Origin of the sequence: Robertmurraya mangrovi (genome assembly GCF_034427655.1) — a bacterium.
In the GTDB taxonomy this organism is placed as follows: Bacteria; Bacillota; Bacilli; order Bacillales; family Cytobacillaceae; genus Robertmurraya_A; species Robertmurraya_A mangrovi.
In genome coordinates this window covers 1-13,390 of sequence record NZ_JAXOFX010000002.1, presented here as the reverse complement: position 1 = coordinate 13,390, position 13,390 = coordinate 1, and the positions used below count along the sequence as shown (strand labels likewise).

Sequence of the window (13,390 nt, the reverse complement as noted above, 5' to 3'; positions counted from 1 at the left end):
CCCTATTTATAAATATTTATCATCTTATTTTAACTCAGCGATGGTAACCCCTGTCCCACCTTCTCCGGCATCTCCAAAGCGAATCTTTTTGACAGAACGATGGTTACGTAGATATTCTTGAACGCCTTGTCTTAAAGCCCCCGTTCCTTTACCATGTATGATGGAAACTCTTGGGTATCCAGCTAACAGTGCATCATCCACGTATTTTTCTACTCTTGAGAGAGCATCTTCAAATCTTTCTCCTCTTAAGTCAAGTTCAAGATTAACATGGAAGTCTTTCCCCTTCACAGTTGCCATTGGTCTAGTTTCAACCACTTTTTCACTCTTGATAAATTCTAAATCTGATTCTTTTACTTTCATTTTTAAAATTCCGATTTGTACTTGCCAATCACTGTCAGACACTCTTTCCACTAAATGTCCTTTTTGGCCAAAACTTAAGACATTTACTTCATCTCCAGGTTTTAGAGTACGTTTTTGTGATGTTTGTTTACCTACAGTTTTTTTCGATTTTGTCGTTTTTGGCACGGCTTCTTCTAAACGTTTTTTTGCATCGATTAGTTCATGTTCTTTTACTTCAGCATTCTTCTCGATTCTTAGCTTTCTTAACTCACGGATGATTTCTTCCGCTTCAGCTTTAGCTTTTTCAATAATTTCTGATGCTTTTTGTTCTGCTTTTTCTTGTAAAAGATCCTTCTTATCATAGTATTCCACTGTTTGTTTTTGAAGGTCTTTATGCAGCTTTTCTGCTTGTTTCAAGAAATCATGCGCTTCTTCAAGTTCTTTTTCAGCTTGACGTTTACTATCTTCTAAAGCAGCAATCATACTTTCTACTTCGTTACTATCTGCACCAATATAAGTTCGTGCTTTATCTATTACTTTATCTTTCAATCCAAGTCGTTTGGAAATTTCAAAAGCGTTGCTTCGACCTGGTACACCTATCAAAAGTTTATAGGTTGGACTTAATGTCTCAATATCAAATTCTACACTCGCATTTGAAACCCCTTCACGATTGTAGCCATAAGCTTTTAGTTCAGGGTAGTGTGTGGTAGCAATGACCCTTGCCCCTCTATTATGAACTTCATCCAATATGGAAATAGCAAGCGCTGCTCCTTCTTGAGGATCTGTTCCTGCTCCTAGCTCATCAAATAAAACTAAGCTTTCAAAATCAACCTTATTTAATATATCAACAATGTTAACCATATGAGAGGAGAACGTACTTAAACTTTGTTCAATCGATTGTTCATCACCAATATCAGCATATACGGAGCTAAATACAGCCATTTCAGAGCCATCTAAGGCAGGAATATGTAATCCTGCTTGTGCCATCAATGTACACAGACCAACCGTTTTTAATGTTACCGTTTTACCACCCGTATTTGGACCGGTAATGACAATCGTTGAAAAATCTTTACCCAAAACGATGTCATTTGGAACCACTTCATCAATTGAAATTAAAGGATGTCTCGCCTTGAAAAGGACAATCCTACCCTCATTATTCATTTTTGGCTTTGAAGCTTTTATTCTACTTCCGTATCGTGCTTTTGCAAACATAAAATCAAGTTCAGCCAGTACTTCAACAATGGTTTCAAGTTCTCCGTTCCACTCTCCAACTTTTCCGGAAAGCTCAACAAGAATCTTTTCAATTTCTTCTTGTTCTTTCATACGTAAACCTTGTAAGTCATTATTTAACTCGACGATTGCCTGAGGTTCAATGAATAAAGTTTGTCCAGAGGAACTTTGGTCATGTATGATACCGCCATAATGTGCCCGATACTCTTGTTTTACCGGTATAACAAAACGGTCATTTCGAATTGTTACAATGGCATCAGAAAGCATTTTTTGTGCATTTGAAGAGCGAATCATGCTTTCAAGTTTTTCTCTTACTCTTGCTTCCTTTGTACGGAGTTGGTTACGAATAGAACGTAATGTGATGCTTGCAGAGTCTAGAACCTCTCCATTGTCATCAATGGCTATTCTGATGGATTGCTCCAATTCTGCTAGAACAATGATGCGGTCAGCGAATCCAACTAAAATGGGAACATCCATACCTTGTTCAGATAAATCTTCAATAAATTTTCTTATCATACGGCTTGCGTGGATGGTGCTCGCCACTTGCATTAATTCGTGTGGGGATAACATTCCACCGATGGAAGCTCTTTTTATTTGTGGTCTAATATCGAAAATTCCACCTAAGGGAACATTTCCTTTTATTCGTAGTACTTTTGCTGCTTCGTCTGTTTCTTCTTGTCTTTGGACGACTTCTTCAAAGTTAGTTGATGGTAAAAGCTTTGAGGCTTTATCCCTTCCTAATGATGAAGAAACATGTTCAAGAAGCTGTTCTCTAACTTTTATGAACTCCAATACTTTTAAAACACGTTCTTGCATGGAGGTCCCTCCCTTTCATTTAACACTTTAATGCTCTATATAAAAATACTGTCTATATTTAATAACTTTTAATTTTTGCCCGTTGATTTCCGCTCCGGGCACTTGCTTTCCGTAGGGATGGCCGGGAGCCTCCTCGGCGTTACCGCCTGTGGGGTCTCCCGTACCATCTATCCCTACAGGAATCAAGTGCCCTCCGCTCCAATCAACTCAGTAATCTATAGTCAGGTTGCCAAAAAGCTTTATTATTCAGCCTCAATTAAAGACTTTGTTATCTCCGATGTAAAAACTCCAACAATTCTTCCGTTTCCATGGCATTTAAGACGGAGGATTTTTTGATCCAGCCTTTTTTAGCACTGGATACACCTATTTCCATATGTACTAGTGTATCAAGTTTGTGGGCGTCTGTGTTAATTACAATCTTTACATCCGCCTCCTGAGCTTTTCTTAAGTATTCAGGGGCTAAGTCTAAGCGGTATGGGTTAGCATTCAGTTCTAGTGCTGTGTTTGTTTCTTTTGCTAGCTCAATTAGCATATCAATATCCGTTTCATGGCCTTCTCTTCTACCAATGATTCTACCCGTTGGATGGGCGATGATGTCGACATGAGCATTTACCAAAGCAGTTTTGAGGCGCTCCATTATTTTCTCTTTTGAATGGGAGAAAGATGAGTGAATAGAAGCAATGACAATATCTAATTCTGCTAATAATTCATCATCATAGTCTAACGTACCATCGGGGAGAATGTCCATTTCTACACCTGATAAAATGGTGATATCATCATATTTCTCATTTAATATTCTAATTTCCTCTTTTTGTCTTCTTAGCCTTTCTGGAGTTAACCCATTTGCCACTTTTAAAAATTGTGAATGATCGGTAATGGCCATATAACGATATCCTCGTTTCCGGCATGCTTCTACCATATCTTCTATCGTGTGAGCACCGTCACTCCAAGTAGAATGCATATGAAGGTCTCCCTTTATATGTTCAATGGAGATTAGTTCCATATCGGTTTTGTAGTCATCAACTTCTCTTCCGTCTTCCCTAATTTCCGGTGGAAAGAATGGCAAACCAAAATATTGGTAAAACTCCTCTTCCGATTGAAAAGTTTTTACCTCTCCAGTTTCCGTATTCTCCACACCATATTCACTTATTTTTTCCCCACGTTCTTTTGCCAGTTGTCTCATTCGAACATTGTGATCCTTGGATCCAGTAAAATGATGAAGGGTAGTAGCAAATTCTTTTGGTGTAACAATACGAAAATCGACGGAAACATCATAGTCCAAACCAAGGGTAACAGAAACTTTTGTATTTCCAGCAGCAATCACTTCTTTAATATTAGCCAGCTCAAGTAGCTGATCTTTTACCGAAGCTGGATTAGTTGTAGAGATAATAAAATCTAAATCCTTTATCGTTTCCTTCATTCTTCTTAGGCTACCTGCACGAGAGAATTTGTCAATATCCTTCATATCTTTAATGACATCTTCAATCATCTCAGACACTGGTAACATATAAGCTAAAGGAAGTCTTTCCGGTCTAGTCCCAGCATTCATAATAGCTGCTAAGATTTTTTCTTCGGTCTTCTTTCCAAACCCAGCTAGTTGCTGAACTTTTCCTTCACGACATACTTTTTCTAAATCAGCTATGTCTTCTACTCCAAGTTCTTGGTTTAACTTTGCAAGCTTTTTACCACCTAAGCCAGGAAGCTGAAGTAACGGAATTAAACCTTGTGGTACTTCTTGCTGTAGTTCTTTTAATACAGTAGACGTGCCCTCATCTATAAACTCTTGAATTACAGCTGCCGTTCCCTTCCCAATCCCTGATATCGTAGTAAAATCATTTATTTCAGCCAAACTATTTTCATTTGTTTCAAGAGCAATGGCCGCCTTTCTAAACGCAGCTACCTTAAAGGTATTTTCCCCTTTTAATTCTAAATAGATCGCGATTGTTTCTAATAAACGGATTACATCTTTTTTGTTTATATTCATCTATTTCACACCTGCCTGTGATTACAATATAAAAGTCATCTACTCTATTAACTCAGTTAGCTTCTAGTATGTCCATATATACGTTTAGGATTTTAAAAGGTTTTCAATTCAACTTAAAAACCTATGCTCATAAAGAAAACTTCTCTTTAAAGAGAAGTTTTAGGCAGCGATATATTCAAACCATAGTTCTTTAATTTGATTTGACATAATGGGAGTATGTTCAATAATTCCTTTTGCTAAGGTTGAATCATTTAAGTATACTTGAATGGCTCCAATTGGAAGCAGCGCTGCAATATATAGTAAAATAAAGATGATTAGATATACTTCAATAATCCCTAAAATTCCACCAGCCCAAACATTCAATGTTTTTAATATTGGTAAGTGAGCAACGAAATCTAACATGCTTCCGATAATTTGAAGTGCAATTTTTGCAACGAAAAAGATAGCAACAAATGCAATTGCACGATAATAAGCATCTTCTAAGTTAGTATTTTCAAAAAGTAATTTTATTGAGTCATTCCCGATATTCGGGTAAGGCACCCAAAGGGTAAGCTTTGGAGCAAGCTTATCGTAATACATATAAGCTATAATAAAAGAAATGATAAATCCAACAAGATGGATAAACTGGAGGATAAACCCTCTTTTTAAACCTATTAAAAATCCAAAAAATAAAATAATGATGATGGCGAGATCTAGCATGACTTTTATTTTCAGTCCTTTACTCTTTTTAATTCGCTTTCAAGCCGTTCATAATGTTGCTTTAATTTTATATAATCATTTACAGCATTAACAGCTGTTAAAACGGCTAATTTCGTTATATCGAGCGAAGGATTCTTAGAGCTTATTTCACGCATTTTATCATCGACCAAAGAGGCTACAAGTCGAACATGACTTGAACTTTCAGTGCCTATTATCGCATATTGCTGTCCGTAAATATCAACAGTTGTGCGCGTTTTATCTATTTCTGTCAACCCCTTTGCCCCCATTCAAACGAATCCTAAACATAATCATAACATGAACATACTATAGTGGGAAGTCAAAGGATGTCAAAAATCATCAGATTTTGCTTGAGGACTGCGGATCTAATCTTTAAGTCATGCATGAGTTGTCTGTTTAAAAATTTATAAACATTGGGGTGTACAAAAAAAAATGAGTCATGTAGTTTTAAAATTAACGACGAATGAAATTGAAAAAATGAAGGTTTCTTATCAAAACAGTCTAATCAGTAAATTGCCACCTGGAGCGGTTTTTGCAGCTAAGACTTCCAACTGTTCCATTACAGCTTATAAATCAGGAAAAGTATTATTTCAAGGGGGAGGAAGTGAAGCTGAAGCAAGCAGATGGGGGACAACTGAAACGTCTCAAGAAACTAAGAAAACCAAAGCAGTTCAAAATCAGCTTCCTGCTAATTTTGCAAACTTGTCTGTTGTTGGTTCAGATGAAGTAGGGACTGGAGACTTTTTTGGCCCTATAACTGTAGTAGCAGCTTACGTAAAAAAAGAAGACATTCCTTTACTGAAAGAACTAGGTGTAAAGGATTCTAAAGGATTAAATGATGAAAAAATTATTTCAATAGCCAAACAAATAAAGGACATTGTTCCACATAGCTTATTGACTCTACATAATGAAAAATATAATAAACTCCAAAAATCAGGGATGTCTCAAGGAAAGCTTAAGGCACTTTTACATAACCAAGCGATCGAACACGTATTAAATAAAATTAAACCTGTAAAGCCTGAAGCCATTTTAATTGACCAATTTGCTCAGAAAGACGTCTATTATGGATACTTAAAGGGACAAAAGAGTATTCAAAGAGAGGACGTTTATTTTAGTACAAAAGCAGAAGGAGTCCATCTCTCCGTCGCTGCTGCTTCCATTCTTGCAAGGTATGCTTTTGTCCGTCACTTTGAAAATCTATCTAAAAATGCTGGGTTTACTTTACCTAAAGGAGCTGGTGCGCAAGTAGATGTTGCCGCAGCAAGATTAATTAAAGAAAAAGGCGAAGCAGTGCTACCCAATTTCGTTAAACTTCATTTTGCTAATACGGAAAAAGCGATGAAATTAGTTAGGAGATAAATTTATAATAAAAAATGCACCCTTAATTTCTAATTTCGAAAAATTTAGGGACTCTCCATAAAATGAGAGTCCCTAATTGCTTTATCCTCTTAAAACCGCACCTGTTTTTTCTTCAACCGCTTTTAACACTTTATCATGTGCTTTCGTTACTTCTTCATCTGTTAAAGTTTTCTCAGGGTTGTAGTATCTTAATGAGAAGGCAATTGATTTTTTACCCGCTTCCATACGTTCACCTTCATAAAGGTCGAACACAGAAACTTCTTTCAATAAATCTCCGCCTGCTTCAACAATAATTCCTTTTAATTCTCCAGAGACAATTTCCTTACTAACCACTAAAGCAATGTCTCTTGTAATAGAAGGATATCTAGGAATGGCTTCATATTGTAATGGAGCTGTTTCTGTTTCTAACAGAGCTTTTAGCGAGATTTCGAATACATAAGTTTCCTTCAAATCTAAGTCTTTTTGAACCGTTGGGTGTACTTGACCAATGAACCCAATGTTTTGACCTGCAAGATATACTTCTGCTGTTCTACCAGGGTGCATACCATCAATAGAAGCTTGTTTGTATTCAACTAAATTGGTTAATCCAAGAGTGGCAAACATTTCTTCTAATATTCCTTTTAACACGAAGAAATCAACGGTTTTCTTTTCTCCTTGCCATGGGTGTAGATGCCATAGCCCTGTAATTGCTGCAGCTAAATGCTCACGCTCTTCAGGTAACTCATCTTGATTCGTCGATAAGAATACCGTACCTGTTTCATAAACAGCTACACTATCCATTTGACGAGCAACATTGTACTTAAGTACTTCAAGTAATTGTGGCACAATGCTTAAACGCAGCATGCTTCTATCTTCACTCATTGGCATTGCTAAGCGAATTGGCTCACGCTTTTCAATCGCATATTGAGTCGCTTTTGCCTCACTAGTTAGAGAGTAAGTCACAGCTTGGTAAAGGCCGGCACCCTCTAAGTAACGACGAATGACACGACGTTTCTTTTGGTATTCAGATAAAGCACCTGGTGTTGAAGCCCCAATCGGTAATGTCATTGGTAAATTGTCATAGCCATAAATACGTGCCACTTCTTCAATTAAGTCCTCTTCGATTGTGATATCGCCACGACGAGTTGGGACTGTTACCGTAACTTCATCACTTTCTACACTCACTTCAAACTGTAAACGGTTGAAAATAGATTTAACTTCATCAGTAGTGATGTTCGTACCAAGTACGCGATTAATTTTTTCTAAAGTAATAGAAACCACAGCCGGTTCTACCGTTAAAGTATCAACCTCAACTGAACCTTCTAGCACCTCACCATTTGCATAAAGAGCAAGTAATTCAGCCGCTCTCTCAGCAGCAGCACGAACGCGATCAGGATCTACTCCCTTTTCAAAACGAGTACTTGCTTCGCTTCTTAAGCCATGGTCTTTTGAAGCTTTACGAACGGTTGCACCTTTAAAGTACGCTGACTCTAATAGAACCGTTGTTGTATCAGATTGAACTTCTGAGTTTGCTCCACCCATTACACCTGCTAGAGCAACTGGCTCTTGACCATTTGTAATCACTAAGTGGTCCTCCGATAACACACGTTTTGCGTCATCTAAAGTAACCATTTCTTCACGAGCTTGAGCACGGCGAACTAAAATCTCCTTTGAGCCTAGACGATCGTAATCAAATGCATGTAATGGCTGACCGTATTCAATCAAAATATAGTTTGTGATATCAACCACATTATTGTGAGGACGGATACCTGCTGCCATCAATCTTGTTTGCATCCATACTGGTGATGGAGCAATTTTAACGTTTTTAATCACTTTTGCCACATATAATGGATTATCTTCAGATGCTTCCACTTTTACTTCAATATAGTCAGAAGCCTTTTCATTTGATGTAGCGACTTCCGGTTGAGGAAGCTTCACTTCTCTCCCTAAAATAGCTGCTACTTCATAAGCAACTCCTAGCATGCTTAAGCAGTCCGAACGGTTAGGTGTTAAACCTAATTCTAAAACTTGATCGTCTCTGTTAAGTACAGCTAGAGCATCTTCCCCAACGGTCACTTCATTCGGAAAAACAAAGATTCCTTCAGAGAATTCCTTAGCTACTAGCTTACTCTCAACTCCTAACTCTTGAAGAGAACAAATCATTCCGTTTGACTCTTCACCACGTAGCTTTGCTTTTTTAATTTTAAAATTACCAGGTAACACAGCTCCAACTTTTGCAACAACAACCTTTTGGCCTTTATCGACGTTTGGTGCACCGCAAATAATTTGAACAGGTTCTTCGTCTCCTACGTCAACTAAACATTTATTTAGTTTATCAGCATTTGGATGTTGTTCACGTTCTAATACGTGTCCTATAACTAAACCCTTCATGCCTTCATTTAGTACATCTACACCTTCGACTTCAATCCCACTTTTGGTGATCTTTTCAGCTAACTCATTTGCTGTAATTCCTGATAAGTCTACATAATCTTGTAGCCATTTATATGAAACAAACATGTTTATTCCTCCTATCTTAACCCTTATTCGTGAATGTGAAATTGCTTTAAGAAACGTACATCATTCGTATAGTAATGACGAATATCATCTACACCGTATTTCAACATCGCAATTCGCTCTGGACCCATACCAAACGCAAATCCTGTGTACTTTTTCGAATCGTATCCAGCCATTTCAAGTACATTCGGATGAACCATTCCTGCACCTAAAATTTCAATCCAGCCAGTACCTTTACATACGCTACAGCCTTTTCCGCTACAAATCTTACAAGAAATGTCCATTTCTACAGAAGGCTCAGTGAATGGGAAGAAACTTGGGCGAAGACGAATTTCACGGTCTTCTCCGAACATTTTTTTCGCAAATACGTCTAATGTACCTTTTAAATCACTCATGCGAATATTTTCATCAACGACCAATCCTTCAATTTGCATGAATTGGTGTGAGTGTGTCGCATCATCGTTATCACGGCGATACACTTTTCCAGGACAGATAATTCTTACTGGGCCTTTACCCTCGTTTTTCTCCATCGTTCTAGCTTGCATAGGCGATGTATGTGTGCGAAGAAGAATTTCCTCTGTAATGTAAAATGAGTCTTGCATATCACGAGCAGGGTGACCTTTAGGTAGGTTTAATGCTTCAAAGTTGTAATAATCTTTTTCTACTTCAGGACCTTCTGCAATCGTATAGCCCATTCCAATGAATAGATCTTCAATTTCTTCGATAATTCGAGTTAGTGGGTGATGGTTACCTTTGCTAACAGGGCGGCCTGGTAGGGTAACATCAATGGTTTCACCAGCGAGTTGCTTTTCTACCGCTTCTGCTTCTAATACTTGCTGTTTTTGTTCGATAGCTGCGGAAATTTCGTCTCTTACTTCATTGACGAGTGCTCCCATTTTAGGACGTTCTTCAGCTGAAAGCTTTCCCATTCCTTTTAATACTTCTGTGATGGGTCCTTTTTTCCCTAAGTAAGAAACACGTACGTCGTTCAATTCTTTAAGGTCAGACGCTTGTTGGATTTTATTAAGTGCTTCTTGTTGAAGTTCTTTTAAACGATCTTGCATGGTTTTTTCCTCCTTTATTCTTTGGGTTCGTTAAAGTGACCCGTTGATTTCCGCTCCAGGCACTTGCTTTCCGCGGGGAGTTGGAAGAATTAAAGAAAAAATCCAGAAGCCGATTTTTTCAAAAGGCGAATTCTTCCTGGATGGGAGCCTCGGCGTTACCGCCTGTGGGGTCTCCCATTCCCTCTACTTCCCGCAGGAGTCAAGTGCCCTCCGCTCCAATCAACTCAGATGGTTAATATAATAACTAAATCATCAACAACCATCTTAAAATAGACAAATAAAAAAAACCTTATCCCAAAAAAGGGACGAGGTTTTGTTTTCGCGGTACCACCCTTATTAACACACAACAAAAAGAATGTTGATGTGCTCACTTCATTTGGATAACGGATTGTTCCGATGCATCTTTACATTACAAGAATGGTCCCGATGCCGACTCAGGAGGTGAACTTCGCTTACTTTCTTAATGAAAATGCTTTCAGTCTAGGCATTTTCTCCCTTTAAAAATACAGTAAGTTACTTTTCTCCGTCTTAGTCTTTTCGTATGCAATTTTTGCGTTTATTGCATAAATGCAATTGTGAAATTGAATAAATTATATTATATAATTCCCTTCATATCAAACGCTTTTACAAAATTTATAGCCCATTTTTATGCTCTTAAGTAATATAACAAAATTCCTGCAGCAACTGCAACATTAAGTGATTCGCTTTTTCCATGGATCGGTATATATAAATTTTTAGTCGTTTGATCCAGTAATTCTTTATTTACACCGTTCCCTTCATTACCAACTAGTAAGGCAAACGTGGGACTAGGAGTAGTTTCCGTATATACTTGACCATTTTCTAATGCAGTCCCATAAACGGGTGTTCCTTCATCTTTTAACTTTTCCACCCACTCCGATAAATCTCCCTTTAAAACAGGCAAGTGAAAGTGACTTCCTTGTGCCGAACGAAGTACTTTAGGGTTGTAATGATCCACACTACCTTGGCCCACGACAACAACATCCACTCCTGCTGCATCAGCTGTCCGTATCATCGTTCCTAAGTTACCTGGATCTTGGACAGCATCTAGTAGTAAGAATGTCTTTCCTGTAATTTCATTCAGGTTTATTTTTTCTTGTTCACAAACAGCAAATACCCCTTGAGGAGACTCTGTATCGGATAATGTCTTAATAATTTCTTCTGTGACAGTAGTTACCGGTGTATCACCAAAATTAATCTTTTGAATGAAATGGCTCTGTTCACTTATGATAATTTCTAATACTTTATCTGCCTTTAGTGCTTCTTCCACTAAATGAATACCCTCTATTAAAAAAGTTTCCGTTTTGTCTCTTTCTTTTTTCGTTAATAATTTTTTCCACTCTTTTACTTGAGGATTTTTCGCAGAGGTAATGTGTTTCAACATCTTCTCTCCTTTACCAATACATTTCATTTTACATATAATCAATTTTCTTATTATAGCCTAACTCATATACATAATAAATCCAAAAATAGAAAAGATATTAACGAAACTCTTTCAATTTGTGTAGAGAGAGTATATTTCAAAGGTAACTAAAGAGTCTTTCAGTAAATAGATAAGGGGTGCAGATGAAGTGAACTTAAATTTAAGAAATGCAATTATCCAGAATGTTAGTGGCAATTCACAAGATGAGCTTAAAGACACGATCGTAGATGCTATTCAAAATGGTGAAGAAAAAATGTTACCAGGTTTAGGCGTATTATTTGAGGTCATTTGGAACAATTCTTCCGAAGATAATAAACAAGAAATGCTTCAAACTCTTGCAAGTGGATTAAAGTAAAAGAAAAGCTGCTCTAATATTAGGGCAGCTAGTTTTTCTTGAATTTCTTTGAAGATTGGTATGTACCAGCAATGATGGGCACTAATATAGCTATCCACATATACCAACTCATTTCTTTTTCCTCCGCTATCTAATAAAATCGATAAAACCTAAACCATAGTAGGAGCCAATGGCTAATATACTACTCCATAAAGCTAAGCTAATTGTCATCCAAATCGTCGTCCATTGTTTTTTAGCACCAAGAAACATACCGATACCAGCCGCAATATGGGTTCCAATTAGAAGCGGTGCGGCCAGAGCCAAACCAGGCAGTCCGTACTTATTCCAAATTTTTCGTGCTCGTTCTGAACGGGAGGACGTTTTTTCCTGACTTTTTTCTCTCTTTCTTTCACGCCATTTTTTAAAACGGTCAAAGAGCAATACGAATAACAGTACCGTGATAAAATTTCCAGTAAAAGATAGTACAGCTACCCAAAACGGGTGTAATCCTTTAATAATGGCTAACGGGATAACAGCAGCGATCTCAATCCAAGGAATGGCAGCCAATACAAAGACCAATACATATTCCCAAACCATAGAGCACCTCACTTAAGAATTGGCTTTTCGAATTTCAGACCAATAAATAATATACTGACCTGTAGCTAAACCAATGATAATAATTACCGGTAAACCTTTAATATCATCAAGGAAAAAGAGTAATAGAAAGCTGAGCGGTAATGCTGAGTAGAAAAACATATATACCTTCCTACATGCTCGATTCGTTAACCACTGCATTCCCTCATCTTCTTCTCTAAACTCCACAGGAACAATAGAAAAGATAGAAATCTTCCTTTTTGGATTCTTTTTATTAAATTTAGCAATTAAAGCGAACCACACTAGTGTAAAGATCAGCACTAGTAAACTAAATATAGAAAGGATTCCAATGGCAAGGTTTGATAGTTCAGTTATTTCATAGATTGTTAAAAAAAGATAGATGGATCCTGCAAGCCAGATAAACATTAAAGACCAAATAGGCGAGCGTAACACCTTTTCACTCATCTTTATTCACCTCTTCTAACCAAAATATTTCTTCGACACTTACATTGAAAACTTCAGCCATTTTTAATACCAGTGTAATGGATGGTGCATAATCACCTTTCTCAATAAAACCAACCGTTTGTCTTGTAACTCCCATTTCTTTTGCTAAATCCCCTTGAGTTAAATTGAAACGGGCTCTGAGCTCACGGACACGATTTTTTAACATATAAACCTCCTGTTCCAATTATTAGTAATTATAATGTAAACCATACTAAACAAAATGTCAAGTTTACTTAACATTTTGTTTGGTATGGTTTACTTCAATAATAAAGGGATCTGCTGCTGGTATTTTTTCGTTCTTGTAATTTTGTCCGTTGATTTCCGGTCCAGGCACTTGCTTTCCTCGGGGAGGAAGTCGAGCCTCCTGATATGAACGAAACTGTCAAGGCCCCACTCAACATTGGTATATAGGTTGTTTTTAGGCATCTTTAATAAGAGAAGCTATATTCGGCTTCTTTACTAAGTTAAGCTATGAGCCTTTAGGCTAAATGATCTCCTTCTTTAGCTTACTACCA

At 37.3% G+C, this 13,390-nt stretch carries 12 protein-coding genes and 1 other annotated feature; of the genes, 2 read left to right on the top strand and 10 right to left on the bottom strand.

Annotation, left to right across the window (positions count from 1 at the left end; all coding sequences use genetic code 11):
• Window positions 1-24 precede the first annotated feature (24 nt).
• The 4 genes from SM124_RS03160 to zapA form a co-directional block, all read right to left on the bottom strand.
• Complete coding sequence (locus SM124_RS03160) at window positions 25-2,385, bottom strand: endonuclease MutS2 (RefSeq protein ID WP_322445289.1); 2,361 nt, start codon at window positions 2,383-2,385, stop codon at window positions 25-27.
• Between the two features lie 268 nt (window positions 2,386-2,653).
• Complete coding sequence (polX, locus tag SM124_RS03155; RefSeq protein ID WP_322445288.1) at window positions 2,654-4,369, bottom strand: DNA polymerase/3'-5' exonuclease PolX; 1,716 nt, start codon at window positions 4,367-4,369, stop codon at window positions 2,654-2,656.
• Window positions 4,370-4,528: 159 nt separating this feature from the next.
• Window positions 4,529-5,068 carry a CvpA family protein gene (locus SM124_RS03150; RefSeq protein WP_322445287.1) on the bottom strand — a complete coding sequence of 180 codons (540 nt, stop codon included), beginning with the start codon at window positions 5,066-5,068 and terminating at the stop codon, window positions 4,529-4,531.
• An 11-nt stretch (window positions 5,069-5,079) separates the two neighbouring features.
• The gene (gene zapA, locus SM124_RS03145; RefSeq protein ID WP_407691372.1) at window positions 5,080-5,355 is read right to left on the bottom strand and encodes a cell division protein ZapA; all 276 of its coding nucleotides are present in this window, start codon (window positions 5,353-5,355) and stop codon (window positions 5,080-5,082) included.
• A 163-nt stretch (window positions 5,356-5,518) separates the two neighbouring features.
• Here zapA and rnhC point away from each other — a divergent pair, with 163 nt between their 5' ends.
• Complete coding sequence (rnhC, locus tag SM124_RS03140; protein WP_322445285.1) at window positions 5,519-6,445, top strand: ribonuclease HIII; 927 nt, start codon at window positions 5,519-5,521, stop codon at window positions 6,443-6,445.
• 81 nt (window positions 6,446-6,526) lie between these two features.
• On the opposite strand, the gene pheT is transcribed toward rnhC, so the two are convergent.
• The 3 genes from pheT to SM124_RS03125 form a co-directional block, all read right to left on the bottom strand.
• Window positions 6,527-8,941 carry a phenylalanine--tRNA ligase subunit beta gene (gene pheT, locus SM124_RS03135; protein WP_322445284.1) on the bottom strand — a complete coding sequence of 805 codons (2,415 nt, stop codon included), beginning with the start codon at window positions 8,939-8,941 and terminating at the stop codon, window positions 6,527-6,529.
• Between the two features lie 23 nt (window positions 8,942-8,964).
• Entirely contained in the window at window positions 8,965-10,002 is a 1,038-nt protein-coding gene (pheS, locus tag SM124_RS03130; protein WP_322445283.1) for a phenylalanine--tRNA ligase subunit alpha, read from the bottom strand.
• A 298-nt stretch (window positions 10,003-10,300) separates the two neighbouring features.
• Window positions 10,301-10,541: a binding site (T-box leader), on the bottom strand.
• Between the two features lie 107 nt (window positions 10,542-10,648).
• Window positions 10,649-11,401, bottom strand: a complete 753-nt coding sequence (locus SM124_RS03125; protein ID WP_322445517.1) for a TrmH family RNA methyltransferase — start codon at window positions 11,399-11,401, stop codon at window positions 10,649-10,651.
• A gap of 190 nt (window positions 11,402-11,591) precedes the next feature.
• Between SM124_RS03125 and sspI the strand changes: the two genes are divergently transcribed.
• Window positions 11,592-11,798, top strand: coding sequence for a small acid-soluble spore protein SspI (gene sspI, locus SM124_RS03120; RefSeq protein WP_322445282.1), 207 nt, complete (start codon window positions 11,592-11,594; stop codon window positions 11,796-11,798).
• A 126-nt stretch (window positions 11,799-11,924) separates the two neighbouring features.
• Here the strand turns inward: sspI and SM124_RS03115 are convergent, their stop codons facing one another.
• The 3 genes from SM124_RS03115 to SM124_RS03105 are packed head-to-tail and all read right to left on the bottom strand — an operon-like array spanning window position 11,925 to window position 13,041.
• Window positions 11,925-12,374, bottom strand: a complete 450-nt coding sequence (locus SM124_RS03115) for a small multi-drug export protein (protein WP_322445281.1) — start codon at window positions 12,372-12,374, stop codon at window positions 11,925-11,927.
• 12 nt (window positions 12,375-12,386) lie between these two features.
• Window positions 12,387-12,836, bottom strand: a complete 450-nt coding sequence (locus tag SM124_RS03110; RefSeq protein WP_322445280.1) for a hypothetical protein — start codon at window positions 12,834-12,836, stop codon at window positions 12,387-12,389.
• Window positions 12,829-13,041, bottom strand: a complete 213-nt coding sequence (locus SM124_RS03105; protein WP_322445279.1) for a helix-turn-helix transcriptional regulator — start codon at window positions 13,039-13,041, stop codon at window positions 12,829-12,831. Before SM124_RS03105 ends, SM124_RS03110 begins: the two co-directional genes overlap by 8 nt.
• Window positions 13,042-13,390 lie beyond the last annotated feature (349 nt).